Raw genomic sequence first — 26,216 nt, forward strand, 5'->3', positions numbered from 1 at the left:
CACGACGGGCTCGGGGGCGCCTTTGAGGCGACATCTTCCTTCGTCACGTCCTCGCTCGTTCCTCGCTCCGGGCGTTCCGCAGTCCAGACGCCGCCGCGCCCCTCGCGTGACCGTTGCGCGCCGTGACATCGGCCCTGCCGGAGGCGGCGCAATTCAACACAGTGTGGCGGGATGGACCTTGAACGGGCGTGGGCTGTAGCTTTGGTCAGTCCACGCCCAGCCACGCTTCTTGACCTTTGTTCCTGATCAGCGTAAGTTGCGGCATTCGCAGTATGAGCAAGTCGTGAGAGAGGCCGAGCCGTTCGATGCCCAGCGTCTACTGCACGCAGTGCGGTCATGCCAACCCCGAGGATGCCCGTTTCTGTTCACGATGCGGTTCGCCGCTGAGCGCTCCGGCGCCCGTCGCAGCCGACACGACCTCGACGATCTCGCTCGAGGCGCTGGAGGCGGAGACGGGCCAGACGCTGCTGCCGGACAGGGCGGCGGTGGAGCAGCTGCCTCCCGGGACGGCGCTCCTGGTCGTGATGCGCGGCCCCAACGCGGGCAGCCGTTTTCTGCTCGACAGCGATCTCACTACGGCGGGTCGCCACCCGGAGAGCGACATCTTCCTGGACGATGTGACGGTCTCCAGAAGGCACGTGGAGTTCTACCGGCGCAGCGGCCAGTTCACGGTCCGCGACGTCGGCAGCCTGAACGGCACCTATGTCAACCGTGAGCGCATCGAGGAGTCTCCCCTGGTGGGCGGCGACGAGGTGCAGATCGGCAAGTTCCGGCTGGTGTTCCTCACACGTGGCCCGGGAGGCCCGTGATCGGTGACGAGGAGGAGTCATGAGCGCGCAGGCCGTACGGGCGTTCATGAGCATCGGGGAGGTGCTCGCCCTGCTGCAGGGCGACTTCCCCGACGTCACCGTCTCCAAGATCCGCTTCCTGGAGGGTGAGGGGCTCATCGAGCCCCAGCGGAGCCCCTCGGGGTACCGCAAGTTCACCCACAACGATGTCGAGCGCCTGCGCTACATACTGACGGCGCAGCGCGACCATTACCTGCCGCTCCGGGTGATCAAGGATCACCTGGACGAGCAGGCCTCCCGCCCGCGGAGCCTGCCCGCCGACGCCCCTCCTGTACGGCTGAGCCGCGAGGAGCTGATCGAGGCGGCCGGGATCGACGAGGACACGCTGGCCGAGATGGAGGGCTACGGCCTGGTCTCCCCGGTGGCCCGCCGGTACGACGCCGAGGCGCTGGAGATCGCGCGCAGCGTCGGGGCGCTCGCCCGGTTCGGCCTCCAGGCGCGTCACCTGCGTGCCGTCAAGGCGGTCGTGGAGCGCGAGGCCGGTCTCGTGGAGCAGGCGGTGGCCCCGCTGATGCGCCGCCGCGCCCCCGGAGCGATCGCCCAGGCCGACGAGACGGCCCGGGAGATCTCCGGACATCTCCAGGATTTGCACAACGCGTTACTTCGCGGGAGTGTTCGGGGCATTGTGGGGCGGTGACCGGCACATCCCCTCCCTCGTGGGTGTTACGTTGAATGCCTGGTGATATGCCGCGACGCTTTGAGACGGAGCCGCCCGTGTTGCAGATGGAGGTCGTGGGGGTTCGCGTTGAGATGCCCACCAACCAGCCGATCGTGCTCTTGAAGGAGACGAGCGGTGATCGGTACCTGCCGATCTGGATAGGCATGACCGAGGCGACCGCTATCGCGCTGGCCCAGGCGGAGGAGCCGCCGCCGAGGCCTCTGACTCACGACTTGTTCCGTGACGTGCTCGAAGCTCTGGGGGTGCGGCTGCGCACCGTCAACATCGTCGCCCTGCGTGACGGCATCTTCTTCGCCGACCTCGTCTTCTCGAACGGCGTCGAGGTGAGCGCCCGCCCGTCGGACTCGATCGCGCTGGCGTTGCGGACCGGGGCGACGATCTACGCCAGTGAGGACGTCGTCCAGGAGGCGGGCGTGAGCATGCCCGACGACCAGGAGGACGAGGTGGAAAAGTTTCGGGAGTTTCTGGACAAAATCACTCCCGAGGACTTCGGCCGGGCCGGCTGACGTGCCTGGCCATTTCGGGAAATTACGCTTCACGACGCGCCGGACAGGGTCGTTGACTGACGATGGCCCCGGTCCTACGGTGCAAGGGAAACCACGGTTGTAATTCGCGAACCCCCAGATCAGACCGTGGGATGAGAGAAAGCCGGAGGTCCGCAGTGGCGGTCAGCAGCGGCGAGGGTAAGTCGGCCGGCCAGCACGACCCGGTCCGGCAGTCGGCGCGGGAGCGCGCCGGCGAGCAGGGCCTGCTGTTCGACGAGCGGCCTACGGCGCTGCCCGACGACGTCGGATACCGCGGGCCGACGGCGTGCGCGGCGGCCGGGATCACCTACCGGCAGCTCGACTACTGGGCGCGCACCGAGCTGGTCTTGCCGACGATAAGACCGGCTCAGGGCTCGGGGTCGCAACGCCTGTACAGCTTCCGCGACATCCTGGTGCTCAAGGTCGTCAAGCGCCTGCTCGACACCGGGGTGTCCCTCCAGCAGATACGCACCGCCGTACGGCACCTGCGAGATCGCGGGGTCAACGACCTGGCGCAGATCACCTTGATGAGCGACGGCGTGAGCGTCTACGAGTGCACGTCGGCCGACGAGGTGATCGACCTGCTCCAGGGCGGCCAGGGCGTGTTCGGCATCGCGCTCGGGCGGGTCTGGCGCGAGGTGGAGGGATCGCTCGCCGAGCTGCCCGGTGAGCGCGCGGAGGCCGCCTGCGACGCGGAGGGGGACCATCCCTCGGACGAGCTGGCCCGCAGGCGTAAGGCACGCAAGACCGGTTAGACGGCACGTACGACGTACGACCCGGGCGGCTTCGGCGCACGCCGGCCCGGAGGACGGATCCCTGGAGCTGAAGGCACGCTACCCGGATCGTCCCGCGATATTCCTCTGTCACCTCCTTTGACCTGGGTGCACCCGGGGGGAGGTGCGTCGCTCCCGATATCGGGTACGGGTAGAGTGGTTCAGGCCGATGACCTCGTGCGGGAGAGATCCCTGTCACCAGGGGCGCCGAAGGAGCAACCTCCCCGGAATCTCTCAGGCACCCGGTACCGCACGGACGAGGCGACTCTGAAAAGCAGGCCACCAAGCCAGGTGGACCTCACCGAAGGGGAAAGCCGGGCGACAGGCCCGGTGAAGCTCTCAGGTCCGATGACAGAGGGGGAGACCGCACCACGACCGGCCCTTCCATGGGGGCGTACCGGTCGCGCAGGTCTCGACCCGTCCAGGAGGCCCCTGTCATGACCGATCGTTCGACGCTCCGCGAGCTGGCCGCCCCGCCGTTCTCCACCCGCCACATCGGCCCGTCCGACGCCGATCGCGCCCGGATGCTGGAGGCTGTCGGCTACGAGTCCGTGGCCGACCTGGTGGCCGTCGCCGTTCCCGAGGCGATCCGCACGAGCCGCCCGCTCGGCCTGCCGGAGGCGGCGAGCGAGGCCGAGGCCCTGGCCGAGCTGCGCGCCCTGGCCGCCGGGAACCGCGTGCTCACCTCGATGATCGGCCTTGGCTACCACGACACGATCACCCCCGGCGTGATCCTGCGCAACGTGCTGGAGAGCCCGGGCTGGTACACCGCATACACCCCCTATCAGCCGGAGATCTCCCAGGGCCGGCTGGAGGCGCTGCTCAACTTCCAGACCGTCGTCTCCGACCTCACCGGGCTGCCCGTCGCGGGGGCGTCCCTGCTGGACGAGGCGACGGCGGCGGCCGAGGCGATGACGCTGGCCCGGCGGGCCACCAAGGCGAAGACCGACGTCTTCGTGGTCGACGTGGACGCCCTGCCGCAGACGAAGGCCGTGCTGGCGACCCGCGCCGAGCCCCTGGGGATCACGCTCGTCGAGGCGGACCTCGCCGGCGACCTGCCCGAGTGCTTCGGCGTCCTCGTGCAGTACCCGGGCGCGAGCGGGCGCGTCGCCGACTTCCGCGCCGTGGCCGAGCGGGCCCACGCCCAGGGGGCGCTGCTGGTCGCCGCCGCCGACCTGCTGGCGCTGACCCTGCTGGCGTCGCCGGGCGAGCTGGGCGCCGACATCGCGGTCGGCTCCTCCCAGCGGTTCGGCGTGCCGCTCGGGTTCGGCGGCCCGCACGCCGCCTACATGTCCGTACGGGAGGGGCTGCAGCGGCAGATGCCGGGCAGGCTGGTCGGGGTGTCGGTCGACGCCGACGGCCGCTCCGCCTACCGCCTCGCCCTGCAGACCCGCGAGCAGCACATCCGCCGGGAGAAGGCCACCAGCAACATCTGCACGGCGCAGGTCCTGCTGGCGGTCATCGCCTCCATGTACGCCGTCTACCACGGCCCTGACGGCCTGCGCCGGATCGCCCAGCGGACCCACCGGCACGCCGCCGTCCTGGCGGCCGGGCTGCGCGACGCCGGCGTGGAGGTCGTCCACGAGGAGTTCTTCGACACCGTGCTGGCCCGGGTGCCCGGCCGTGCGGCCGAGGTCGTCGCGGCCGCCGCGGAAGCCGGGATCAACCTTCGCCACGTCGACGGCGACCACGTGGCGATCGCCTGCGACGAGAAGACCGCCGTCGCCCACCTGCTCGCCGTGTGGGCGGCCTTCACCGGCTCCCGGGCGGTCGCGGAATCCACGGTGGAGGACATCGACCGCGCGACCCCGGACGCCCTTCCCGCCGCCCTGTCGCGGACGTCGGACTTCATGACCCACCCGGTGTTCCAGTCGTACCGCTCGGAGACGGCGATGCTGCGCTACCTGCGGCGGCTGCAGGACAAGGACATCGCGCTGGACCGGTCGATGATCCCGCTGGGCTCCTGCACGATGAAGCTCAACGCCACCACCGAGATGGAGCCGATCACCTGGCCCGAGTTCGCCGCCATCCACCCCTTCGCACCCCTCGGCCAGGTACGCGGGTACGTCGAGCTGATCGAGACCCTCGAAGGCTGGCTGGCCGAGGTGACGGGCTACGACAAGGTGTCGATCCAGCCGAACGCGGGCTCGCAGGGGGAGTTCGCCGGGCTGCTCGCCATCCGCTCCTACCACCGGAGCAGGGGAGAGGCCGGCCGGGACGTCTGCCTCATCCCCTCGTCCGCCCACGGGACCAACGCGGCCAGCGCCGTCATGGCCGGCATGCGCGTGGTCGTGGTGGCCTGCGACGACGACGGCAACGTCGACCTCGGCGACCTCTCCGCGAAGATCGGTAAGCACCGCGACGCGCTCGCCGCGATCATGGTGACGTACCCGTCGACCCACGGCGTGTACGAGGAGACGATCGTGGAGATCTGCGACCGGGTCCACGAGGCCGGGGGCCAGGTCTACGTCGACGGCGCCAACCTCAACGCCCTGGTTGGCCTGGCCCGGCTGGGCGAGTTCGGCGCCGACGTCTCCCACCTGAACCTCCACAAGACCTTCTGCATCCCGCACGGCGGCGGCGGCCCCGGCGTCGGGCCGGTGGCGGTCAAGGCGCACCTCGCCGAGCACCTCCCGGCGCACGTGTCCGCCGCGCCGTACGGCTCGGCGGGCATCCTGCCGATCTCCTGGGCGTACGTGCGGATGATGGGCGGCGAGGGGCTGCGCGAGGCGACCGAGCAGGCGATCCTGTCGGCCAACTACCTCGCCCGCCGCCTCGCGCCGCACTACCCGGTCCTGTACACCGGCAGGGACGGCCTCGTGGCCCACGAGTGCATCGTCGACCTGCGGCAGATCACCAAGGAGACCGGCGTCACCGTGGACGACGTGGCCAAGCGCCTGATCGACTACGGGTTCCACGCCCCGACGATGTCGTTCCCGGTGGCCGGGACGCTGATGATCGAGCCGACCGAGAGTGAGGACCTGGCCGAGCTCGACCGGTTCGCGGACGCGTTGATCGCCATCCGCAGGGAGATCGCCCTGGTGGCGTCGGGGGAGTACGACCGGCAGGACAACCCGCTGCGCAACGCCCCCCACACCGCCGAGGCCGTCGCCGCGGACGACTGGGCGCACCCGTACTCGCGCAACGCCGCCGCCTACCCGGTGCCGGGGCTGCGCGAGGGCAAGTACTGGTCGCCGGTCCGCCGGATCGACCAGGCGTACGGCGACCGCAACCTCGTGTGCTCGTGCCCGCCCCTCGCGGCGTACGAGGACTAGTCAAGCGCGGGAAGCGGGAGGGTACGGCTTGCGCATGTGACTCCCGCGCGGGGGCCGCGCTGGTTAAGATCTTGGTGATCGTTTCCCTTCACCTCTGATCCGATGCGAGGCCCCCTGATGACGGCGATCGACCCCGGGCGGCGGATCGACCAGGCGCGCAGATTCGCCGAGACCGGCGATCTGGATGCGGCGGCCTCGATCTTCGCCGAGCTCGCCAGCGACGAAGGGGCCCCCGAGCGGGCGGAGGCCGCCGAGGGCCTGTCGATCGTCGTCGAGCGTCTCGCGGAGCGGCTGCTGGGTGAGGGGGAGCCCGAGCAGGCGGCGGACGTGCTGCTGGAGGCCCTGTCGGTGGCCGCGGTGTCCGACCCGGCGCGCCTGCGGGTCCTGCTCGGCATCGCCCACCTGGAGATGGCGTGCGCCGAGTTCACCGCCGCCGTCGAGGACGGCCGCAGGGAGGGCGGCGACGCGGAGACGGGCGCGCTGGCGATCGAGCTGCTCGCCCGCACGCTCCCGCTGCGCGGGCGGGACGCCGACGCCGAGACGGTCTGGCGTTACGGGCTCGACCATCCGGACGCGGCTCTCGCCGAGCAGGTGCGCCTGCGGATCGGCCGGGAGGTCCGCCCCGCGATGGAGGGCACCGGCGCCTGAAAGATCGTGGGGCGACGAGAACCCAGTGATTCTTCGCCGCCGGGTACCTGGCGCGGTAGTGGCGTGTCGTCAGGCAAGGCGGGCAGCCGGGTCATCACGTTCTTGACGACACGTGCGATCCGGTTCCCGCAAACCCGTAACCGGCATTTCCGGAAATATAGATATCCCGACAGGCATCTATCTATAAGTCGGTCGTACAGTTGAGTGTGCCGCGATTTCCTGTCAATAACAGAATCCTCGCCGCAGCGGTTGGGGTCACCGGTTCGCCCTTTGGGGGAGATTCTCCTCGGCATGGCCCACAGTGGACCTTTACGCAACCAGCTTCAGTGCTTAATCTGACCGCCTGAGTTGTCACTTTCCGCCTGCCATGCCGGAGTCCCGTGCCCTCATGACTCAACCCCACCCGGTACCCGCACCGAGGCCGCAGCCGTCACCGGTTCCCCAGCGGTCAACCGGACCGGAGGCGCCTCCCACCGTCGCTCCCTCCCCGGCCCCGCAGGCGTCACCGGTGCATGGTGTGGAAGGCGGCTACGCGGGGATCAACCCCGACGCGATGGACGAGATGGAGCGGGGGCTCGGCCGGGCCGAGGACGTGCTCGGCCGCAACGAGCCGCTCCTCCGGCAGGCTCTCGACCGGGTCGGCATCGACGTGTCGGGTCTGGGTGTGCTCCGGGAGACACGGAGCTGGATCGGGAGCAGCCGCCCGGACCTGCGGCGCCGGACCGAGACGATCCGTGCCGAACGCACGAAGTGGACGGCCTCCGGCGTGCTTCCCGGAGGGCTGACGGCGTTCGACGAGACGCTGTACGGCAAGACCGCGCATGATCCCGACGTTTACGCCGCGGTCAAAGCGCTCATCGGCGTCGACGAGAACGGCCAGGTCGACGCGCGGACAGTGGCGGAGCTCGAGAAGCGCACAGGCGACGCGACGTTCACCACCGCCCTGATGAACGCCCTGGGCCCCGCGAGATACCGCCAGGTCATGACCCAGACCACGGAGGACCTGGAAGGGAAGAGGTCGAAGCGGCTGCAGATCGCCCTCGGCAAGGCCCTGGGCACGGCGAGCTCTCATCTCACGGCGGCCTGGCGTGACGGCTTGATGTCCGGGGACAGGGTCGGCTGGCAGGAGGGCTACGCGATCGCGCTGGCGCTGAAACACGGCACCTACGACACCCGATTCCTGACATCGGTCGCGCGGAAGATCGACGCCTGGGACCGTAAGGCGTCCCAGTTCCCCGCCGCACTCGACCCGGGAGTCATGGAGGCCCTCATGGAGGCCCTCGCCCGTGATCCCGCCGCGGCGCAGGACTTCTTCACCGGTGATGACGCGATGCTGAAGCACTATCTGACAGAGCGGCGTGTGCAGGACCGCGGCCTCGCGCTCGGAAAGGCGCTGGAGGCCGCCATGCTCACCTTCCGCGACCACGACGGCTCACCGCAGCATCCCTCACGCGGTTACCTGTCGGCCAAACTCATGTCGGAGTTCGTGCACCTGCAGGCCGAGCGCATCGAGACAGGCCGCCCGCCCGAGTCCCTGGTCCCGCCAGTCACCACCGGCCACCTCCTCGCCGGCTACATCGCCGATATCGACAACGTCGCGCAAAAAGGCGGTCGCGTCCTGGAAGCGGGGGTAAGGGGAGCCGGCGATCCCAACGGCCCCGGCAAGAATTTCTGGGGGGTGCAGTTCAACAAGGAGGAACTGGGCAGTGTGATGAAGGAGACGTTCGCCGACTCCAAGGCGTTCGCCCCTGTCCTGATCGCCCAGACGAGTTACACCGCCTGGCTCCTCGATCACGGCGCCGCTGCGATGGCCGCTGGACGCGGAGATGACGCGCTTTTGACCACCGCGAGCCAGACTGGTGCAGGTTTCGGGATGATCACTGATGCCGCCGGCCTCGCCAAGATCGAAGAAGGCAAGGAACTGGACGAGACGCAGGCGAAGAACATGCAGATATTAATGGCGGTGGTGAACACCGGACTCGCCATTCCGCAGGCGGCGAGTTGGGCCATCGGGGCGGGCATAGTCGGGGCCCTGAGCGGTCTTGCCGAGGATGCTGTCAACGGTGACGCCGAGAGCAAGGCCCGGAGTGACGCCAATGCGGCCGTCGATCAAACCCGGACGCTGCTGAACGATCTCACCGCTCAGGCCATGTTGAGACACGGTGTGTTCGGCTCTGCCGATCCGCCCGCGAAAACCCATCCCTGGGCGTCGTTGGAGGGCCTTAAGAAGGGTGACGATCCCCGGGACAACCCCAACAACTTCCTGAAGGCTGATGGGCTGACGATCATGACGATGAAGGAGATGATCGACGAGAGTGCCACCAACAGCGTCGACAAGTATCGGAAGGTCGAGGCCTACGATCGCTGGCTCTACGACGGGCTGGCAGGAAAGCCCTGGCGGGATGTTCAGGGGCGCCTGAACATGGGGTTCTCCACAGCGTTCGCCCAGTACGGATGATGATGAGATTCCGCGCCTTGAGTCTTGCGGTAATGTGCGCTTTCGTTCTTTCAGCCGGATGTCAGGGCGATGAAGTGCAGGTCGACCGCACTCCACTGCCTGCGGTGGCTGAGCCGCCGTTTATCTGCGGTTACATCCCGCTCAAGGCAGTGGAGTTGATGACGGGGGTGCATGACCCGCTTGTGCGTGGAGACTTCGATCTCACCCTTGCGGGCGGCCTTGGTTCTGGAGACTGCGCGGTCTACCAGCGAGACGGCAGTCGCTTGAAGGTGCTGGCGATCGGCCTGCTGCTCAACGGCTCCCGAGAGAAGGTCGAGGAGGCGGTCCAGAGCGGTGCGTCACCATTGCCGGAAATCATGCCGCAAGGGATCGGCGCCTATCGTAAAGACTCGGACAGCAAGACAAACGCCGCCTACGCATTGCTCGTCCGGGGTAAGGCGTCACTCGGCATTGATTTGGATATCGGCGTGAAAGGGCGGGACAACGCGGCGGATGTGGTGGCGTTGATGAAGCTGATCGCGCCGAAACTCATCACCGACGCCAGCGCCCCCTCGCCGAGTCCGTCGCCGTCGACACGGAAGCCGGGCTGAGGACCGTGACCGGAATGGTGCCCAACCCGCTCTACGAGGCGCTCGGCGACGCCCTGAGGACCGTCGAGCCGCTGATCACAGAGGTCGAGAAGGGCATCGAGGCGCCCTTCCAGGAGCTGCGGTCGGGGACCGTGTGGTCGGGGCCGGCCGCCAAGCGGTTCGACACCCAGCTCGACCAGTACCGGTCGCGCGTCCGCAGCTCCGGCGACAGGATCCTGGCCGACCTGCGCCGGGCCCTGGCCGGTACACCGCGTCAGGTGACGGAGGAGGAGGCCAGGGCCATCAGGAGCCGGTACGGCCTGCCCTGACGGTCGCGGGCCCCGCCCTCGCCGGTCCGCAGGCCCCGCCGCCTAGCGCTGGGAGCGGCGGCTGAGCGCGTAGGCCATGTTCACGGCGACGATGCCGCCCCAGGCGAGGAGCAGCCCGGGAAGGTGGGCCGCACCAACCGCGATCCCGGTCAGCGGGATGCCGATCCCGAGTGACCCCAGGGCCACGCCGACCGCGCTGTTGTCCTTCTTCGCGGGAGCCTCGCCCCGCTGGTGCATCTGGGCCGCCACCTCGTTGCGGACCCGGGCGGCGATCTCCACGTCGAGCTTGTCGAGGAACGAGTCGACCAGCGCGTCCTCGTAGTCCGACCCCAGGTCGCGGCGGGCCGCGATGACGGCGCGCAGGTCCTCCCTGGAGGACGGGGTGGTCCCCTCCTGCGAGCGCGAGGGGAAGGGCTGCCCTGTTGCGGGGTTCTGCGATGCGATATCCGGCACCTTGACATTCTGCTCCCTCGCGGACGGCCGTGGCATCCTCCCACCGGAGGGTCGGCCTCATGCTGGGGTCGTAGCCGGTAGCGTCGCCGCCATGCAGATCGCGACCCCGCACGGGCCGGCGCTGGCCGAGCTGGACGAGGCCTCCGACCCCCGGTTCCTCCTGGTCCTGACCCACGGCTCGGCGGGCGGTGTGGACGCGCCCGACCTGCTCGCCGTGCGGGAGGCCGTGCTGGGTGTCGGCGGGTCGGTGGCGCGGGTCGTCCAGCCGTTCCGCCTGCGGGGCGCCCGGGCGCCGGGCCCGGCGGCCAAGCAGGATGAGGCGTGGCTGGCCGTCGTCGCCGTCCTGAGAGAGCGCCGTCCCGGCCTGCCGCTCGTCCAGGGAGGCCGCAGCAACGGGGCGCGGGTGGCGTGCCGTACGGCGCGGGCGGCCGGGGCCGAAGCGGTGATCGCGCTCGCGTTCCCGCTGCATCCGCCGGGGAAGCCGGAGCGGTCGCGAGTGGAGGAGTTGCGGGCCGCTGGGACTCCCGTGCTCGTGGTCAGCGGGGATCGGGACCCGTTCGGCGTTCCGGACGAGGCGGACGCCGCGCGCCTCGTGGTTCTTCCGGGGGAAGGCCACGAACTCAAAAAAGACCCCGCCCGGGTGGGCGAGGAGGTGGTCCGGTGGCTGGTGGAGCGGCTGCCGTACGCTAAGCCGCGCTGATGGCCATGTCGGTGGGGCGGTGGGGAGCGATGACGCCGCCGTCGGGAAGCAGCTCGCCGGTGTCCTCGAACAGCACGACACCGTTGCAGAGCAGGCTCCATCCCTGCTCAGGGTGCGACGCTATCGTGCGGGCGGCTTCTCGATCCTTCGCTTCAGCGGTGGGACAGGCCGGTTCATGAGGGCACATCGCCGGGGCTCCGTGTCTTTCTCGTATGCTCGTGTCGGTTTCATCGCCGGCGGCGCCGTCACCGACCGCCCCCCTCGTCTTCGAGGGACGCTGGAATCGTAACGGTGACGTGCAGCACACTGGACTACACCAGTTTGCGGCTTGGCCGCACCGGGTGACATAGCCCGTTCGGACGATTTCCGCCGGTCGGGGTAGGGGCCCGGCCGATGTCCTGAGCGGTCTGCGCACACTGATGTGACCCAATACACAAGAGTGCCCCATGGACGATAACGGTCCAACCTCGACACGCCGTCCGTCTGGTAACTGACGGATTACAACCTCTCCCGAATGGCGCGGACGGCCGTCCCGAAGGGACTAGGCATGGCCGAGGCCCGCGAGGAGGGCGTCGAGGCCGTCCTCGAACTCGCGCTCGCCCTCGGCCGTCCGCGCGTCCCGCACCGTCGCGTCCGGGTCGGCCCAGCCGGACTGCTGCACCTCAACCGCCACGCTCCCGAAGACGTAGGCGCGCAGGGCCCGCACCGCGCCCACGGCGTCGCCCGCCCCCGCCTCGTGGAGCTGCTCGGTCTGCTCCCGGATCGCGATCAGCGCCGACCCCTTCGGCGGGCGGGTCAGCGCCAGCGACAGCACACCCGGGTGCTCCAGCAGGGCAGTACGGCTCGCGCGGGCCCAGGCCCGCGCCCGGTCCTGCCAGCCGGAGATCGCGCCGGGGTCGACCCGGACGGTGGTGACGTGCTCGGCCAGGGCGTCCATCAGCGCGTCCTTGCCGCGGGGCAGATGGTGGTAGATCGCCATCGCCTCCACCTGGAGCGCGTCGCCGAGCCGGCGCATGGTCAGCCGGCGCAGGCCCTGGCCGTCGGCGATGTGCAGCGCCGCGTCGATGATGCGCTCCCGCGACAGCGGGACGGGTGGTCGTTTGGCAGGCATGGCGATCATGCTGCCACATTCCACCTTACTTCGTAAAGGACATCGCCTCCTGGTGTGCGGACCGGCCCGCGGAACGCGTACGCTACGGGCAGCGACGCGTGTTCGAGTTGGAGGAGCTGACGATGGCGTTTTTCCGTCCGCGGGTGAGCCGGGAGGCGGAGGTCCGCTACCACTCCGACCAGGAGGTCGGGAAGAGCTTCGGCTCAGCGCTGCGGAAGGCGCGGGAGGCGCAGCGGCGGTACCGGGCCGTGCAGGCCTCCGGCGCCCCCGTCGAGGAGCTGCGCGAGGCCGCGCTGGTGCTCGACGCCGCACTGACCGAGGCCCTGCGGGCCGCCGAGGCCGCCCAGCGCTCCACCCTTGGAGTCAAGGCGTACGACGACCGGATCGCCCGCCGCAAGGCGAGGGCCACGCCCAAGGGCGCCCTGTGGACCGACGAGGTGAACCGCCTGCGCACCTTGCGGGAGGCCAACCGGATCGACATCCCCCGCGTTCCCCGGGCCTCCGCCGTAGGCCGCTGACCCGCGCGTCTCGTACGGCGCGCCTCTCGTACAGCTGGCGGGCCTCGAACCATGGCCCCGGGGCGTGGTCTTCGCGCTGATCGCTCCGGTCTGAGCCGTCCCCGGACAGCCGTGCGGCCCGCGCCGATGCGGCACGGGCCGTGGGACGCTCGCTGGAAGGCTGACCAGGGGCGTGGGGGTCAGCTGGCCCAGTCGAGCAGGGGACGGGTGTTGCTCGGGTGGCGGAGCTTCGACAGCGACTCCTTCTCGAGCTGGCGGATCCGCTCCCGGGTGAGGCCCAGGTGCTTGCCGATCTCGTCGAGGGTGTGCGGCTTGCCGTCGGCCAGCCCGAAGCGCAGGCTCATGATCTTCGCCTCGCGCGGCGACAGGTTGCCGAGCACGCCCTTGAGCTGCTCGGCGAGCAGCTGGCGGTCCACGACCTCCGACGCCTCGGGGGAGTCGACGTCCTCGATGAGGTCGCCGATCCTGGTCTCGCCGTCCTCGCCGATCGTGGAGTCGAGGCTGATCGGCTGCCGGCTCGTGCGGAGCAGCTCCTCGATCTGGTCCGGCGTCTTGTCGAGCTCGACCGCCAGCTCCTCGGGGGTGGGCTCCCGGCCGAGCCGCTGGTGCATGTCGCGCTCCACGCGCGACAGCTTCGACAGCATCTCCAGCACGTGGACGGGCAGCCGGATCGTGCGGGCCGAGTCGGCGAAGCCGCGCTGGATGGCCTGCCTGATCCACCACATGGCGTACGTGGAGAACTTGTAGCCCTTGGTGTAGTCGAACTTCTCGACCGCGCGGATCAGGCCGAGGTTGCCCTCCTGCACCACATCGAGCAGTGCCATGCCGCGGTCGGTGTACTTCTTGGCCACCGACACGACCAGCCGGAGGTTGGCCTCCAGCATGTGGTCCTTGGCGCGCCTGCCGTCCGCGATGACCCACTCCAGGTCCTCGAGGACGCCCGGAGCCGGCCTCTCGCCGCCCTCCAGGGCACACTCCAGCTTGTACTCCGCGTACAGGCCGGCCTCAATGCGCTTGGCCAGCTCGACCTCCTGGGCGGCGGTGAGCAGCGTGCGCCGGCCGATCGACTTCAGGTACGTGTGCACCGAGTCGCCCATGACCGAGGAGTTGTCGTCGAGGTCCTGGGTGCCGGTGTCCTCGGCCTCCGCCTCCTCGGCGGAAGGCTCCTCGTCGTACGGCTCCTCGGCGTCGGCCCCGGCGGCCCTCTTCGCGGCCTTGACAGGCCTGCCCGCCGGGCCGGGGGCGGTCTCGGCGGCCTGCCTGGCCGCCGCCCTGCGGGTCTTCCTGGCCGGGGCCTGCGCCGTGCCGGCCGTCCGGGGTGCGGCGTCCGGGTCGTTGTCAGAGGCCAGGTTCACGCCCGCCTCGGTGAGCCCGCGCAGGATCGAGCGGCCCTCGGCAGGGCTGACGCCGGCCTCCGCGAAGGCCTCGCGCAGCTCCGCCAGGGAAAGGCGACCCTGGATGCGGCCTCGATCCAGCAGCTGGTCGAGAGTCGTCGGGGTCGTCCCGCGCTCGGGCGAGGTCGCCACGGCGGTCCGGGGCATGAGGACACCTCCTCCTTACGGAGTTCGTCGTTTCTTAGCTGATTGGGAGGGGCGCGGCGGCCGTCTGCGCTCTGCGCACCAGTATCAATAACGTCGGCGCGCCCAGTTTGTTCCCAAGACCGCGCTTCGAGGGCGATCTTTCCGGCGCCGCCGGTCTCGCGCGGGCGCCTCGCCGAGGCGCGGCTGCGCCTCCGGGCGATCCCGATCACGCGTGGCGCTGGACGCGATCTCCGGGGCGTGACCGGGCGCAGCGGGTGTCGATGCCCGCCGCGGCGCCCGCGGGGCGTGACGACACGACGCGCGACCGCGATGAGCAGAGAGCTGTCTAGTTCCCGGGGGTGACGATGCTGATGCTCACCTGGGGCATCGGCATGGGGTCGGCGTCCTCAAGACGTTCCTTGGTCCAGTAGTCGCCCACCTCACCGGGGTCTCCGGGGAGCTCCCTCGACACCACGTCGGGGTCGTCGGCGGGAGGCGTGACGGAGCCGGTGATGGTGACCGGCCCAGGAGTCGCCGGTGAGACCTGGCCCGCGTCCGTCGCGGGGTGATCCGCCTTCGATCCCTGCTCCAGCCGCCCGGCGAACGCGGCGGCCGTGACCGACACCCCGCCGGCGAGAACGGCGGCGGCGATCCCCGTGGAGATCGCGATCCTGCGAGTCGGCTTCATCGGGCGTCCCCCTTCCCTACTCCTAAGACGAGCGAAGGTCATTTTCGGTTCCGCAGGCTGACCATATCCGGTTTACCGTTAGGTAGCAGCGGGATCTCGCGCACCATCTCCACCACGCGTGGCGCGGCGTAGGCGGGCAGCCGCTCCTTGGCGTAGGCGCGAAGCTCGGCGAGGCCCGCCCCACCGGCCCCTTCGCCCCCTCCGGCCCGGGGGACGACGACGGCGACCACGATCTCGCCCCACTCGGGGTCGGGCCGGCCGACGACCACGACGTCCCGCACGGCGGGGTGACCGGCGAGGACCTCGGCGATCGCGCCGGTCACGACCTTGTGGCCGCCGGTGTTGACGACGTCGTCGGCCCGGCCGAGCACGGTCAGCCGCCCGCGCTCAAGGACGCCGAGGTCGGAGGTGACGAACCAGCCGTCCTCGAAGGGCCGATCGTCGCGCAGCCGGTAGCCCGAGAAGAGCACCGGCCCCCGGATCCTGACGCGTCCGTCGCCGCCGATCTCCAGATCCACATCGTCAAGGGGGACGCCGTCGTACACGCAGCCGCCGCTCGTCTCGCTCATGCCGTACGTCGTGACGACCCTGGCCCCGGCGGCGCGGGCCTCGGCGAGCAGGCCCGGGGGAGCGGCGGCCCCGCCCAGCAGGATCGTGCGGAACGCGGAGACGCCGGCCCCGGCGTCGAGCATGCGCCGGAGCTGGGTCGGCACCAGCGACACGTGGTCGGCGCCGCTGGCCGCGACGTCGCCGGGGGAGAAGCGGGCGTGGATGATCGGCTCGGTCCCGCCCAGCAGCGACCGGACGAGCACCTGGGCGCCTGAGATGTGTGAGGGCGGCAGGCAGCACAGCCAGCGCTCGCCCTTCCGGGCCCCCAGGCGGGCCAGCGAGGCGCGCGCCGAGGCGGTCAGGGCGCCGGCCGTCAGTTCGACGCCCTTGGGGACGCCGGTGGAGCCGGACGTGGCGATGATCACGGCGGCGTCGGTGGGCAGCCCGCCGGGCTCCCGCCGTACGCCGTCAGGGGTGACGACGTGGGTGGGGCGCAGCGCGCGGAGCACCGCCTCCAGCGAGGGCCGGGGCAGGTCGGGTGACAGGGGGAGCACCGCCGGGCCCTCGCCGGACAGCGCGTGCCGTACGGCGTCGAAGAGCGCGGGCCCGGGAGGGAGGACCAGGGCGTGCACCGGGCGGTTTCCGGGACGGCTGAGCACGGTCGTAAGGTTAGTCCCGGCGCGGGCATGGGATGTGACCGGCCGGTAAGCGACGACGGAGGAGCGGGTGTGAGCGGGGTCGACTGGAAGCGGTCGGGTGAGTTCGAGGACATCGTCTACGAGACCGCCGAGGGCATGGCGAAGATCACCATCAATCGGCCCGAGCGGCACAACGCGTTCCGCCCGACGACCCTGTTCGAGCTGCGCGACGCGTTCAACGCCGCCCAGGAGGACCCCGAGGTCGGTGTGATCATTTTCACCGGCGCGGGTGACCGGGCGTTCTGCTCCGGAGGGGACCAGAAGATCCGCGGCGACGACGGTTACCTAGACGACACGACCCACGGCGTCGGCCGGCTCAACGTCCTCGACCTGCAGGTGCAGATCAGGCGCTGCCCCAAGCCGGTCATCGCGATGGTGGCGGGCTACGCGATCGGCGGCGGCCACGTCCTGCACGTGTGCTGCGACCTGACGATCGCCGCCGACAACGCCAGGTTCGGCCAGACCGGCCCCAAGGTCGGCTCGTTCGACGGCGGCTACGGCTCGTGGCTGCTCGCCGAGACCGTCGGCCTCAAGCGGGCCAGGGAGATCTGGTACCTGTGCCGCCAGTACGACGCCGAGACCGCTCTTCAGTGGGGCCTGGTCAACGCCGTCGTCCCCTTGGAGCGGCTGGAGGAGGAGACCGTCCAGTGGGCACGCGAGCTGCTGGACAAGTCGCCCCTCGCGCTCCGCATGCTGAAGGGCGCGCTCAACGCGGTCACCGACGGCGCGGCCGGCATGCAGCAGTTCGCGGGCGACGCCACCCTGCTCTACTACATGAGCGAGGAGGCCCAGGAGGGCCGGGACGCGTTCAAGGAGAAGCGCGCGCCCGACTTCTCGAAGTTCCCCCGCCGCCCGTAGCCCGCCCCGCGCCGATGAGGATGCCCGTGACGGCGATCTGTCCGTTTTGCCGTACGCTTGCGGCCTCGGGAACGGGAGGAGGCGGCCGCGTGCAGGGGAACCTGGCCGGAGCCCGGCGGGGCGTGGCGGCGTCGGCCGTTCCCGATGTCCGCGGGGAGCGAGGGTGAACCCGGCGACCGCGCTCGCGACCGTCCTCGTGGACGAGCTGGTGCGCTGCGGGGTCACCGACCTGGTGCTCGCCCCCGGCTCCCGCTCGGCGCCGCTGGCCCTCGCCGCGCACGAGCAGGCCCGGCTGCGGCTGCACGTGCGGATCGACGAGAGGTCGGCGTCGTTCCTCGCCCTGGGGCTCGCCAAGCGGTCGGAACGTCCCGTCGCCCTCGTCTGCACCTCCGGCACCGCCGCCGCCAACTTCCACCCGGCCGTCATCGAGGCGTCCGAGTCGGGCGTCCCGCTGCTGCTGCTGACCGCCGACCGGCCGCCCGAGTTGCGCGGCACCGGCGCCAACCAGACCATCGACCAGGTCAAGCTGTACGGCTCGGCGGTGCGGTGGTTCGCGGAGATCGGCGTCCCGGAGGACCGGCCCGGCCAGGTGGCCTACTGGCGGTCGCTGGCGTGCCGGGCCTACCAGCGGGCCACCGGCCCGATGGACCCCGGCCCCGTCCACCTCAACGTGGCGTTCCGCGAGCCGCTCATCCCCGACGGCGACGCGACGTGGTGCGAGTCGCTGGAGGGCGACGCGGGCGGTGCGTGGACCAGGGCGCGGGTCGCGCCGCCCTCGGCGGCCCTGCACCTGGCTCCCACCCGCCGCGGCGTCCTCGTCGTCGGGGACGGCGCGGTCAACGTGCGGCGGTATGTCGCCGCCGCCGGCATGGCGGGATGGCCCGTCCTGTCGGAGCCCAACGGCGGCGGACGCTACGGCGACCACGCCGTCTCGACCTACCACTTCCTGTTGGGCGACCAGGAGTTCGCCGAGGCCCACCGGCCCGACGTGGTCGTCACACTCGGCCGGCCGGGGCTTTCCCGGCCGCTGCTGTCGTGGCTGCGGCGGGCCGAGGAGCACATCGTCGTGGCGCCCGACCTCACCCGGTGGCCCGACCCGACCCGGTCGGCCACCCAGGTGGCGCAGGCGGTGGAGATCCCCATCGCCTCCGGCGGCGACGCCTGGCTGCGCTCCTGGCGGCACTCCGACCAGGTGGCGCGGGACGCGATCGACGAGGTGCTCGGCGCCTCCGGCCTGAGCGAGCCGCGGCTGGCCAGGGACCTCGCCGAGCTTCTGCCCAACGGGTCGCTGCTGTTCTGCGGGTCGTCGATGCCGATCAGGGACCTCGACCAGGCCATGCGGCCCCGCCGGGGCCTTCGGCTGATGGCCAACCGCGGCGCCTCGGGGATCGACGGCCTGGTCTCCAGCGCCATCGGGGCGGCGCTGGCCCACAACGGCCCCGCGTACGCGCTGATCGGCGACCTGACGCTGCTGCACGACCAGAACGGGCTGATCCTCGGCCCGCGCGAGCCCCGCCCCGACCTGTGCCTGGTCGTGGTGAACAACGACGGCGGCGGGATCTTCTCGCTGCTGCCGCAGGGGGCGCTCACCGGTCCGTTCGAACGGGTCTTCGGCACGCCGCACGGGGTGGACCTCGCCTACCTGGCGGCCGCCACCGGCCTGCCGTACACGCTGGTGACCGAGCCGGACGACCTGTCCAAGGCGGTCAAGGGGGACGGCCTGCGGCTCGTCGAGGCGCGGACCGACCGGGAGGGGAACGCCGCCGTCCACGCCGCCATGCGGGACGCCGTGCGCGCCGCCATGCGCCCCTAGCGCAGGCGCGCGGGCCGCGGCTCGTACCCGGGGCTGACTCGCCGTGGTCCCGCAGAAGGATGTCGCATGCCCCCATGGGCGGCACAATGGGTCGTGATTCCCCGCCCCGAAGGAGTGACATGCACGTCGACGAGTGGCTGCAGACCATCCCGTCCGTCTGGGTCTACGTGCTCGTGGGCGTCGTCATCGGCATGGAGAGCCTCGGCATCCCGCTTCCCGGCGAGATCGTGCTGGTCAGCGCCGCCCTCCTGTCGTCCCAGGGGGTGGTCAGCCCGGTGGTGGTCGGCGTCTGCGCCAGCGCGGGGGCCATCGTGGGCGACTCCATCGGCTACCTCATCGGGCGCAAGGGCGGCCGGGCGCTGTTCGACCGGCTCGGCCGGCGTTTCCCCAAGCACTTCGGCCCCGCGCACATCGCCAAGGGCGAGAAGCTGTTCCTCCGCTGGGGCATGTGGGCGGTGTTCTTCGGCAGGTTCGTGGCGCTGCTGCGCATCCTCGCGGGGCCGCTCGCCGGAGCCCTGCACATGCCGTACTGGCGGTTCCTCGTCGCGAACGTGCTCGGCGGGATCCTGTGGGCGGGAGGCACCACCGCGGCCGTCTACTACCTGGGCATGGTGGCCGACAAGTGGCTCAAGGGCTTCTCCTGGGTCGGCCTGGTGGTGGCCGTCCTCATCGGTCTCGGCAGCACGCTGTGGCTGAAGCGCAAGGCCGGCAAGGCGGACGCCGAGGAGCTGCCGGAGACGGTCAGCGCTCTATGAGCGTGACCTCCAGGGAGTAGTGCGACGCCCGGTAGACGTGCGAGCCGTGCTCCACCGCCCGGCCCTGGTCGTCGTACGTCGTGCGGGCCATGGTGATCAGGGGCGCGCCCCGGCGCTCGCCGAGGAGCCGCGCCTCGGCCGGGGTGGCGGCCTTGGCTCCGATCCGCTGGTTGGCCACCCTCATCCGCACCCCCGCCGCGCGCAGCAGCTCGTACAGGCCGCGCTCCTCCAGCGACTCGGCCGTCAGCGCCGCGGGGCCGGGCGGCAGCCAGTTGTGCAGCAGCGCCAGCGGCTCCCCCGAGGCGTAGCGCAGCCGCTCCACCCGCAGCACCTCCGTCCCCGGCGGCAGGCCGAGGACGGGGGCCAGGTCGTCGCCCAAGGGGGCGGCCCCGATCGACAGCACCCGCGTCGCCGGCCGCTGCCCGGAACGCCTCAGGTCGTCGTACAGGCTGGTCAGCTCGACCGATCGCCTGACCTGTCCGTGCACCACCTGGGTGCCGACGCCGCGCTTGCGCACGAGCAGTCCCTTGTCCACGAGGTACTGGATGGCCTGGCGGACCGTCGGGCGGGACAGGCCGAGCCGGTCGGCGAGCAGGATCTCGTTGTCGAGCCGCGATCCCGGGGCCAGGTCGCCGCGCCCGATCGCCTCCGATATCTGCTCGGCCACCTGGAAGTAGAGGGGGACCGGGCTGGACCGGTCGAGGTCGATCTCCAGCTCGCTCATGTGCTCCTCCTCGGAGGGCCCGATCCTAGCGGCCGTCAGGATGTCCGGACAAACGTCACGGCGCCTGATCATCAAGGTGAACCCCCGAATGGCTTACTTTGTAAAGGCGGCGGCTCGGTACGCTGAACCGGTGGCCACGCCGTACCGCACGATCAAGGACGTCACCGAGCACGAGACCGAGGTCCGCCGCTCGCGGTTCGTCTGCGCGCTCGCCCCGGCGGAGACGGAGGAGGCGGCGCGGGAGTTCATCGCGCTGCGCAGGCGCCTGCACTCCGGGGCCACGCACAACTGCACGGCGTACGCCGTCGGGACGCGGCTGCGGAGGGCCGACGACGACGGCGAGCCCGGCGGGACGGCGGGCACCCCGATGCTGGAGATGCTCACCCGGCGCGGCTTCGCCGACGTCGTCGCCGTCGTGACGCGTTATTTCGGCGGCGTGCTGCTCGGCGCCGGCGGCCTCGCGCGCGCGTACGGCGGGGCCGTCGGGGAGGCGCTCGACCGGGCCGCCGCGCTGGAGACGGTGGTGGAGATGGTCCCGGCGACACTGGCGACCGTGTCGATCGACCACGGGCACGCGGGCCGGCTGGAAAGCGATCTGCGCGCCTCGTCGTACGCGCTGCGGGGGGTGGACTACGGCGCCCGCGTCACATTCGAGGTCGCCGTGACGCTCGACGGGCTGCCCGGCTTCGAGGACTGGCTGGCCACGGTCACCGCGGGACGCGCGGCCGCGGCCTTCGGCGACCTCGTCCACCTGCCCCGCGGCTCCGGAGGGCTCACCCCTCCAAGGCGTACTGCATGACCCGGAGCTTGGCCTGGGCCTCGGCCAGCTCGGCCGCCGGGTCGGACCCGGCCATGATGCCGCAGCCCGCGAACAGCCGGGCGCGGCGGCCGGACACCTGCGCGCTGCGCAGCGCGATGCCCCACTCGCCGTCGCCGCGCGAGTCGATCCAGCCGACCGGTCCCGCGTAACCGCCCCGGTCCATGCCCTCCAGCTCCCGGATGACGCCGAGCGCGGCGCCGGTCGGCGTGCCGCCGACCGCGGCGGTGGGGTGCATGGCCGCCACGACGTCGAGCACCGAGGCGCCGTCGGACAGCCGGCCGGTGACCCGGGTGGCGAGGTGCTGCACGTTCGGCAGGACCAGCAGCTCCGGCCGGTCGGGCACGTGGAGGGCGGAGCACAGGGGGGCGAGGGCCTCCTGGACCGACGCCACCGCGCACACGTGCTCGTGCCGGTCCTTCGCGGAGGCGTACAGCGCCGCCCCGCGGGCCGCGTCGTCGGCGGCGCCGGAGCCGCGCGTGGTCGTGCCGGCCAGGACGAGCGACTCGATCGACTTGCCGGTGTGCCGGACCAGCAGCTCGGGGGTGGCGCCGACCAGGCCTCCTACGGAGAACGTGTAGCACTCGGGGTAGCGCTCGGCCAGCCGGGCCAGCAGAACCCGGGGGTCGATGTCGCGGTCGGCGGTGGCGGTCAGGTCGCGGGCGAGCACCACCTTGTCCAGCGCGCCGGTCTTGATCCTCCGGACGGCCTGGGCGACGCGGTGCTCCCATTCCGGAGCGGTCAGCGTGCCGTCGCCGTACCGGATGCGGCCGGGCTCGGCCGGGGGAGTGGCGAGGTCGCCGCTGTCGTCCCCGATCGTGGTGAGCCATGATCTGCCCGCCCGGCGGGCGAGGACCACGCGGGGGACCACCAGCGTCGAGCCCTCGGCGGCGGCGTCGAACGTGAACGAGCCGAACGCGACGGGCCCCGAGCCCGGCATCGCGACCTCGTCGTCGATGCGCGCCCCGTCGAACAGGGAGGAGAGCCAGTCGCGGGCCCGGTCGAAGCGGCCCGGTCCGGTGGGCACGACGGCGCGCGCCGCCTCTCCCCACCCCACGAGACCGTCTCCGTGCCTGATCCAGGCGTACGGCGCGGCGTCGGGGAGGCGGGCGAGAAGATCGCGAGGGTTGCTGACCGCGACCGTGCGCACCACGAGGGGACGGATAAGGGCGACACTCACCGGTTCACTCTACGCACGATCTGAACGTGTTCGACAAGGGCCCCCCTGTGACGCCGTGAGGCGCCGTGTCAAGCCGTCATAGGAAGTTGGTCACGGTAGACCCCCCTTCCCTGGTGGCGATAGAGGACAACTCCTGGTGATCTCTACCTTTGATCTCCCGGAGGTGTCCATTGATCAAGAAGATCATGCCCGTCCTGGCCGCGTCGCTCCTGCTCGCGCCCGGCACGGCCCACGCCCGGACGGCCCCCGCCGTCATGGCCGCGCTGGGCGACTCGATCAGCGCCGGATTCAACGCCTGCGGCTGGTACGTGGCGTGCACCTCCCGATCGTGGTCGGCGGGTGACAATCCCGCGGTCGACAGCCACTACCTGCGGCTGCTCGCGATCGCACCGGGGATCAAGGGCCACAACCTCAACTTCGCGGTCCCCGGCTCGACCAGCGCCGACCTGCCCGGCCAGGCCCGGCAGGCGGCGGCGCGGGGGGCGGCCTACGTCACCGTCCTCATCGGCGCGCAGGACGCCTGCGTGGGCTCGGCCGATGACATGACCCCGGTGGCGACCTACCGCCGCCGGGTGGACGAGGCCCTCGCCGTGCTCCGGCCCACCGGCGCGCGGGTCTTCGTCGCCAGCATCCCCGACATCATGCGCCTGTGGCGGGTCGGCAGGGACAACGGCTGGGCCCGCACGTTCTGGGCCATCGGGCACATCTGCCAGTCGATGCTGGCCAACCCCACGTCCACGGCGAAGAAGGACGTGGCCCGCCGGGAGCGGGTGCGCGAGCGGGTGATCGACTACAACGAGCAGCTCAGCCAGGCCTGCGCCCGGTACGGCTCCGCCTGCCGGTACGACGGCGGAGCCGTGTTCAACTTCCCCTACACGCTCAAGCTCGTGAGCGCCTGGGACTACTTCCATCCCAACGCCGACGGGCAGCGGGCCCTGGCGAAGGTGACGTTCGACGCCGGCTTCTTCCCCGGTGTCCAGCCCTGAGCCGTCCGCCGGCGGCGACGCTCATCGTGAGGGCTGCCCGGGGTGCCGCAACCGCTCCAGGGTGCGGTCCAGCTCGTCCTGCAGGACGTGCCCGGCCGCCTCGGCGTCGCCCAGCCGTACGGCATGCACGAGGGCGGCGTGGCTGTCGGCGCCGGGGCCTGGGTCGTGGGCCCGCAGGTCGAGCAGCTCCACCAGGTCGATCAGCCCCTGCCGTAGCGCGGGGACGAACTCGGCGAACAGGTCGGTGAGCACCGGGTTGTGCGCGGCGGCCACGACGGCCGCGTGCAGGGCGATGTCGGCGTCGACGAAGGCGGCGTCATCGGCCCGCGCGGCCTCGTGGCGGGCGTGGAGCGCCGCGTCCAGCGCGGTGAGGTCGTCCGGCGTCCTTCGCAGCGCGGCCAGGCGGGCGGCCTGCACCTCGACCAGCATGCGGACCTCGTAGACGTCGGTGACGGCGGCACGCCGCAGCCGGGTCCGCCAGTCCTCGACCGGACTGGTGGCGACGACGAAGACGCCCGCGCCCTGGCGCGCCCGCACCAGCCCCGCCCCGGCGAGGGCGCGCAGGGCCTCGCGCACCGTGGACCTGCCCACCCCGAGTGTCCTGGCCAGGGTTGTCTCGCCGGGGAGCCGGGTGCCGACCGGCCAGGCGCCCCCGGCTATCTGGGCCCGCAGAGTCTCGACCGCCTGATCGACCAGCGGGCTCGGCCGGAGGGCGTCGAGCGACATGAAACCTCACTTGTCAGCTTGTCTGAGGAGTTCGACTGTGGTTAGTGTAGCGCCGTGACGCAGCGGACGCTCCTTCTTCTCGGCCGCCGCGGCGGGGCCTGACACGACCGGCACCCCGCCGCGGGGTGCCGTGCCGCCGGTCGCCCCCGGACCGAAGGACCTTTCCTGTCATGAGTGTCAACGCCGGCTCCGCCGTGCCCGCCGTCTTCCCCACGCTGCGCACCCCGCGCGGCCCGCTGCCCCAGGACGCCCCCGCCTGGAACCCCCAGCGGCCCAGCGCCATGCCGCACCATCGTTATCTCCCGGCCCACGAGCGGGTCGAGCTCCCGCGGTCCGGCCACGACTGGGCCTCCCGCCGCATCGAGCGGGCGCCGCTGTGGGTGCCGGTCGACCTGCGCGACGGCAACCAGGCGCTGGCCGAGCCGATGGACACCCCGCGCAAGCGCCGCATGTTCGACCTGATGGTCGCCATGGGCTTCAAGGAGATCGAGATCGGCTACCCGTCGTCGAGCCAGACGGACTTCGGCTTCGTCCGCCACCTGGCGGAGGCCGCCGCCGTACCGGACGACGTCACCGTGGTGGTCTTCACCGCGGCCCGCGCCGACCTGATCGACCAGACCTTCGCCGCGATCGAGGGGCTGCCGCGCGTAGTGGTGCACCTCTACACGGCCACCGCCCCCGTCTGGCGCGACGTCGTCCTCGGCCGCGACAGGGCGGAGGTCGTGGCGCTGATCGACGAGGCCGCCGCGCGGATGGCCCGGCTCGCCGAGGCCCGTCCGTGGGGCGACATCCGGTTCCAGTTCTCCCCGGAGGTGTTCAACGCCACCGAGCCCGGCTTCGTGCTGGAGATCTGCGACGGCCTGACCAAGCTGTGGGACGCCTGCCCGGACCGGCCGGTGACCCATAACCTGCCGGCCACGGTGGAGATCGCCACTCCCAACGTGTACGCCGACCAGATCGAGTTCATGCATCGCAACCTGGACCGCCGCGACGCGGTCATCCTGTCGGTGCACCCGCACAACGACCGGGGCACCGGGGTGGCCTGCGCCGAGCTGGCACTGCTGGCCGGGGCCCAGCGCGTCGAGGGCTGCCTGTTCGGCAACGGCGAGCGGACCGGCAACGTCGACCTGGTCACCCTCGCCCTCAACCTGTACTCCCAGGGCGTGAACCCGATGATCGACCTGTCGGACATCGACGTCATCCGGGAGACCGTGGAGTGGTGCAATCGCCTGCCCGTCCACCCCCGCCACCCCTACGGCGGGGAGCTCGTCTACACGGCCTTCTCCGGGACGCACCAGGACGCCATCAGCAAGGGGCTCGCCCATCACACCCGGCAGGCCCGCCTCGCCGCCGAGCGGGGACTCGCGCCGGGTGAGGCGCCGTGGGCCGTGCCGTACCTGCCCATCGACCCCGCCGACGTGGGACGCACCTACGAGGCGGTGATCCGGGTCAACAGCCAGTCGGGCAAGGGTGGGGTCGCGCACCTCCTTTGGTCCCACTACGGCCTCGACCTGCCCGAGGGGTTGCGCGCCGACCTGTCCCGGGCGGTGCAGGAGACGACCGACGCGACCGGTCGTGAGGTCACGCCTGCGGACCTGTGGGAGCTGTTCCGCGACGTCTACCTCGCTCCCGGGCTGAAGGGCCCGGTCGCCCTGGGCTCGTGGAGCACGGCCGGCACCGCCGACGGCGGGCACCGGTTCGCCGGTGACCTGCGCGTCGCCGACGGGGAACGCCGGTGTGAGGGGACGGGTGAGGCGCCGGTCGCCGCGTTCACCGCGGCCCTGGCGGCCGCCGGGATCTCTGTGGAGGTCCTGCGCCACGGCGGGCACGCCTCGCCGGAGCAGACCGGCGCCCCCGCCGTGGCGTACGCCGAATGCCGTGTCGGCGGGGTGACCCGCTGGGGCGCCGGGCAGGACGTCTCCGTCCCGGCGGCCTGCGTGCGGGCCGTCCTGGCCGCCGTCAACCGGGCATCGGCGCCCTGCCCCCCGCCCGTCCGCTGATCTTCCGCCCGGCCGCA

General features: G+C 71.5%; 26 protein-coding genes and 1 riboswitch. Of the genes, 17 read left to right on the forward strand and 9 right to left on the reverse strand.

The window, feature by feature from the left end:
• Positions 1-305: 305 nt before the first annotated feature.
• The 9 genes from AB0B72_RS06365 to AB0B72_RS06405 all read left to right on the forward strand — a co-directional run bounded on the left by AB0B72_RS06365 (position 306) and on the right by AB0B72_RS06405 (position 10,103).
• Positions 306-809: an FHA domain-containing protein gene (locus AB0B72_RS06365; RefSeq protein WP_367737294.1), complete on the forward strand. Its 504-nt coding sequence runs from the start codon at positions 306-308 to the stop codon at positions 807-809.
• A 19-nt stretch (positions 810-828) separates the two neighbouring features.
• A complete protein-coding gene (locus AB0B72_RS06370; protein ID WP_367737295.1) occupies positions 829-1,485 on the forward strand; it encodes a MerR family transcriptional regulator in 657 nt (218 codons plus the stop codon).
• Between the two features lie 77 nt (positions 1,486-1,562).
• Positions 1,563-2,033, forward strand: a complete 471-nt coding sequence (locus AB0B72_RS06375; RefSeq protein ID WP_157099272.1) for a bifunctional nuclease family protein — start codon at positions 1,563-1,565, stop codon at positions 2,031-2,033.
• A 155-nt stretch (positions 2,034-2,188) separates the two neighbouring features.
• On the forward strand, positions 2,189-2,806 hold the full coding sequence (locus AB0B72_RS06380; RefSeq protein ID WP_367737296.1) for a MerR family transcriptional regulator: 618 nt from the start codon (positions 2,189-2,191) through the stop codon (positions 2,804-2,806).
• A 188-nt stretch (positions 2,807-2,994) separates the two neighbouring features.
• Positions 2,995-3,085, forward strand: a riboswitch (glycine riboswitch).
• 176 nt (positions 3,086-3,261) lie between these two features.
• Complete coding sequence (gene gcvP / locus AB0B72_RS06385) at positions 3,262-6,099, forward strand: aminomethyl-transferring glycine dehydrogenase (RefSeq protein ID WP_367737297.1); 2,838 nt, start codon at positions 3,262-3,264, stop codon at positions 6,097-6,099.
• Positions 6,100-6,216: 117 nt separating this feature from the next.
• Positions 6,217-6,747, forward strand: coding sequence for a hypothetical protein (locus tag AB0B72_RS06390; RefSeq protein WP_367737298.1), 531 nt, complete (start codon positions 6,217-6,219; stop codon positions 6,745-6,747).
• A 517-nt stretch (positions 6,748-7,264) separates the two neighbouring features.
• Positions 7,265-9,205: a hypothetical protein gene (locus AB0B72_RS06395; RefSeq protein WP_367737299.1), complete on the forward strand. Its 1,941-nt coding sequence runs from the start codon at positions 7,265-7,267 to the stop codon at positions 9,203-9,205.
• Positions 9,206-9,309: 104 nt separating this feature from the next.
• Positions 9,310-9,795 (forward strand): hypothetical protein, encoded by a 486-nt coding sequence (locus AB0B72_RS06400; protein ID WP_367737300.1) that lies wholly within the window; start codon positions 9,310-9,312, stop codon positions 9,793-9,795.
• A 5-nt stretch (positions 9,796-9,800) separates the two neighbouring features.
• On the forward strand, positions 9,801-10,103 hold the full coding sequence (locus AB0B72_RS06405; protein WP_367737301.1) for a hypothetical protein: 303 nt from the start codon (positions 9,801-9,803) through the stop codon (positions 10,101-10,103).
• 42 nt (positions 10,104-10,145) lie between these two features.
• Here AB0B72_RS06405 and AB0B72_RS06410 read toward each other — a convergent pair whose 3' ends face one another.
• Positions 10,146-10,556, reverse strand: a complete 411-nt coding sequence (locus AB0B72_RS06410) for a hypothetical protein (protein WP_367737302.1) — start codon at positions 10,554-10,556, stop codon at positions 10,146-10,148.
• 91 nt (positions 10,557-10,647) lie between these two features.
• Here AB0B72_RS06410 and AB0B72_RS06415 point away from each other — a divergent pair, with 91 nt between their 5' ends.
• Positions 10,648-11,256, forward strand: a complete 609-nt coding sequence (locus AB0B72_RS06415) for an alpha/beta family hydrolase (RefSeq protein ID WP_367737303.1) — start codon at positions 10,648-10,650, stop codon at positions 11,254-11,256.
• On the opposite strand, the gene AB0B72_RS06420 is transcribed toward AB0B72_RS06415, so the two are convergent.
• Together AB0B72_RS06420 and AB0B72_RS06425 are read right to left on the reverse strand one after the other, a co-directional pair.
• Positions 11,243-11,443, reverse strand: coding sequence for a DUF5999 family protein (locus AB0B72_RS06420; protein ID WP_367737305.1), 201 nt, complete (start codon positions 11,441-11,443; stop codon positions 11,243-11,245). The genes AB0B72_RS06415 and AB0B72_RS06420 overlap by 14 nt on opposite strands.
• Positions 11,444-11,797: 354 nt before the next feature.
• Positions 11,798-12,376, reverse strand: a complete 579-nt coding sequence (locus tag AB0B72_RS06425; RefSeq protein ID WP_367737306.1) for a TetR/AcrR family transcriptional regulator C-terminal domain-containing protein — start codon at positions 12,374-12,376, stop codon at positions 11,798-11,800.
• A 113-nt stretch (positions 12,377-12,489) separates the two neighbouring features.
• On the opposite strand from AB0B72_RS06425, the gene AB0B72_RS06430 reads away from it, so the two are divergent.
• Positions 12,490-12,885 (forward strand): hypothetical protein, encoded by a 396-nt coding sequence (locus tag AB0B72_RS06430; RefSeq protein ID WP_367737308.1) that lies wholly within the window; start codon positions 12,490-12,492, stop codon positions 12,883-12,885.
• Between the two features lie 179 nt (positions 12,886-13,064).
• Here the strand turns inward: AB0B72_RS06430 and AB0B72_RS06435 are convergent, their stop codons facing one another.
• The 3 genes from AB0B72_RS06435 to AB0B72_RS06445 all read right to left on the reverse strand — a co-directional run bounded on the left by AB0B72_RS06435 (position 13,065) and on the right by AB0B72_RS06445 (position 16,274).
• The gene (locus AB0B72_RS06435) at positions 13,065-14,426 is read right to left on the reverse strand and encodes an RNA polymerase sigma factor (RefSeq protein WP_367737309.1); all 1,362 of its coding nucleotides are present in this window, start codon (positions 14,424-14,426) and stop codon (positions 13,065-13,067) included.
• Between the two features lie 325 nt (positions 14,427-14,751).
• Positions 14,752-15,093: a hypothetical protein gene (locus AB0B72_RS06440; RefSeq protein ID WP_367737310.1), complete on the reverse strand. Its 342-nt coding sequence runs from the start codon at positions 15,091-15,093 to the stop codon at positions 14,752-14,754.
• A 38-nt stretch (positions 15,094-15,131) separates the two neighbouring features.
• A complete protein-coding gene (locus tag AB0B72_RS06445) occupies positions 15,132-16,274 on the reverse strand; it encodes an AMP-binding protein (RefSeq protein ID WP_367737619.1) in 1,143 nt (380 codons plus the stop codon).
• Positions 16,275-16,328: 54 nt separating this feature from the next.
• On the opposite strand from AB0B72_RS06445, the gene menB reads away from it, so the two are divergent.
• The 3 genes from menB to AB0B72_RS06460 all read left to right on the forward strand — a co-directional run bounded on the left by menB (position 16,329) and on the right by AB0B72_RS06460 (position 19,766).
• On the forward strand, positions 16,329-17,198 hold the full coding sequence (gene menB, locus AB0B72_RS06450) for a 1,4-dihydroxy-2-naphthoyl-CoA synthase (RefSeq protein ID WP_367737311.1): 870 nt from the start codon (positions 16,329-16,331) through the stop codon (positions 17,196-17,198).
• A gap of 163 nt (positions 17,199-17,361) precedes the next feature.
• Positions 17,362-19,011, forward strand: coding sequence for a 2-succinyl-5-enolpyruvyl-6-hydroxy-3-cyclohexene-1-carboxylic-acid synthase (menD, locus tag AB0B72_RS06455; RefSeq protein WP_367737312.1), 1,650 nt, complete (start codon positions 17,362-17,364; stop codon positions 19,009-19,011).
• Between the two features lie 119 nt (positions 19,012-19,130).
• Complete coding sequence (locus tag AB0B72_RS06460) at positions 19,131-19,766, forward strand: DedA family protein (protein ID WP_367737313.1); 636 nt, start codon at positions 19,131-19,133, stop codon at positions 19,764-19,766.
• Here AB0B72_RS06460 and AB0B72_RS06465 read toward each other — a convergent pair.
• On the reverse strand, positions 19,753-20,490 hold the full coding sequence (locus AB0B72_RS06465) for a GntR family transcriptional regulator (protein ID WP_367737314.1): 738 nt from the start codon (positions 20,488-20,490) through the stop codon (positions 19,753-19,755). The two genes, AB0B72_RS06460 and AB0B72_RS06465, sit on opposite strands and share 14 nt — an antisense overlap.
• Positions 20,491-20,620: 130 nt before the next feature.
• On the opposite strand from AB0B72_RS06465, the gene AB0B72_RS06470 reads away from it, so the two are divergent.
• Entirely contained in the window at positions 20,621-21,289 is a 669-nt protein-coding gene (locus tag AB0B72_RS06470; protein WP_367737315.1) for a YigZ family protein, read from the forward strand.
• Here AB0B72_RS06470 and AB0B72_RS06475 read toward each other — a convergent pair.
• Positions 21,264-22,487, reverse strand: a complete 1,224-nt coding sequence (locus tag AB0B72_RS06475; protein ID WP_367737316.1) for an isochorismate synthase MenF — start codon at positions 22,485-22,487, stop codon at positions 21,264-21,266. The genes AB0B72_RS06470 and AB0B72_RS06475 overlap by 26 nt on opposite strands.
• A 170-nt stretch (positions 22,488-22,657) precedes the next feature.
• On the opposite strand from AB0B72_RS06475, the gene AB0B72_RS06480 reads away from it, so the two are divergent.
• The gene (locus AB0B72_RS06480) at positions 22,658-23,473 is read left to right on the forward strand and encodes an SGNH/GDSL hydrolase family protein (protein ID WP_367737317.1); all 816 of its coding nucleotides are present in this window, start codon (positions 22,658-22,660) and stop codon (positions 23,471-23,473) included.
• A 21-nt stretch (positions 23,474-23,494) separates the two neighbouring features.
• On the opposite strand, the gene AB0B72_RS06485 is transcribed toward AB0B72_RS06480, so the two are convergent.
• Positions 23,495-24,199 (reverse strand): FadR/GntR family transcriptional regulator, encoded by a 705-nt coding sequence (locus tag AB0B72_RS06485; protein WP_367737318.1) that lies wholly within the window; start codon positions 24,197-24,199, stop codon positions 23,495-23,497.
• 170 nt (positions 24,200-24,369) lie between these two features.
• Between AB0B72_RS06485 and AB0B72_RS06490 the strand changes: the two genes are divergently transcribed.
• Positions 24,370-26,199 (forward strand): 2-isopropylmalate synthase, encoded by a 1,830-nt coding sequence (locus AB0B72_RS06490; protein WP_367737319.1) that lies wholly within the window; start codon positions 24,370-24,372, stop codon positions 26,197-26,199.
• The last annotated feature ends 17 nt before the right edge of the window (positions 26,200-26,216 follow it).

The sequence above is a fragment of the Microbispora sp. NPDC049125 genome (assembly GCF_040802045.1).
In the GTDB taxonomy this organism is placed as follows: domain Bacteria; phylum Actinomycetota; class Actinomycetes; order Streptosporangiales; family Streptosporangiaceae; genus Microbispora.

What these genes read in the sequence shown, in the direction of transcription:
- AB0B72_RS06435 (WP_367737309.1), bottom strand. Translation starts at nt 14,426, where the DNA reads ATGCCCCGGACCGCCGTGGCGACCTCGCCCGAGCGCGGGACGACCCCG.
- AB0B72_RS06440 (WP_367737310.1), bottom strand. Translation starts at nt 15,093, where the DNA reads ATGAAGCCGACTCGCAGGATCGCGATCTCCACGGGGATCGCCGCCGCC.
- AB0B72_RS06370 (WP_367737295.1), top strand. Translation starts at nt 829, where the DNA reads ATGAGCGCGCAGGCCGTACGGGCGTTCATGAGCATCGGGGAGGTGCTC.
- AB0B72_RS06365 (WP_367737294.1), top strand. Translation starts at nt 306, where the DNA reads ATGCCCAGCGTCTACTGCACGCAGTGCGGTCATGCCAACCCCGAGGAT.
- gcvP (WP_367737297.1), top strand. Translation starts at nt 3,262, where the DNA reads ATGACCGATCGTTCGACGCTCCGCGAGCTGGCCGCCCCGCCGTTCTCC.
- AB0B72_RS06430 (WP_367737308.1), top strand. Translation starts at nt 12,490, where the DNA reads ATGGCGTTTTTCCGTCCGCGGGTGAGCCGGGAGGCGGAGGTCCGCTAC.
- AB0B72_RS06415 (WP_367737303.1), top strand. Translation starts at nt 10,648, where the DNA reads ATGCAGATCGCGACCCCGCACGGGCCGGCGCTGGCCGAGCTGGACGAG.
- AB0B72_RS06420 (WP_367737305.1), bottom strand. Translation starts at nt 11,443, where the DNA reads ATGTGCCCTCATGAACCGGCCTGTCCCACCGCTGAAGCGAAGGATCGA.
- AB0B72_RS06460 (WP_367737313.1), top strand. Translation starts at nt 19,131, where the DNA reads ATGCACGTCGACGAGTGGCTGCAGACCATCCCGTCCGTCTGGGTCTAC.
- menB (WP_367737311.1), top strand. Translation starts at nt 16,329, where the DNA reads ATGGGATGTGACCGGCCGGTAAGCGACGACGGAGGAGCGGGTGTGAGC.
- AB0B72_RS06390 (WP_367737298.1), top strand. Translation starts at nt 6,217, where the DNA reads ATGACGGCGATCGACCCCGGGCGGCGGATCGACCAGGCGCGCAGATTC.
- AB0B72_RS06465 (WP_367737314.1), bottom strand. Translation starts at nt 20,490, where the DNA reads ATGAGCGAGCTGGAGATCGACCTCGACCGGTCCAGCCCGGTCCCCCTC.
- AB0B72_RS06485 (WP_367737318.1), bottom strand. Translation starts at nt 24,199, where the DNA reads ATGTCGCTCGACGCCCTCCGGCCGAGCCCGCTGGTCGATCAGGCGGTC.
- AB0B72_RS06490 (WP_367737319.1), top strand. Translation starts at nt 24,370, where the DNA reads ATGAGTGTCAACGCCGGCTCCGCCGTGCCCGCCGTCTTCCCCACGCTG.
- AB0B72_RS06425 (WP_367737306.1), bottom strand. Translation starts at nt 12,376, where the DNA reads ATGATCGCCATGCCTGCCAAACGACCACCCGTCCCGCTGTCGCGGGAG.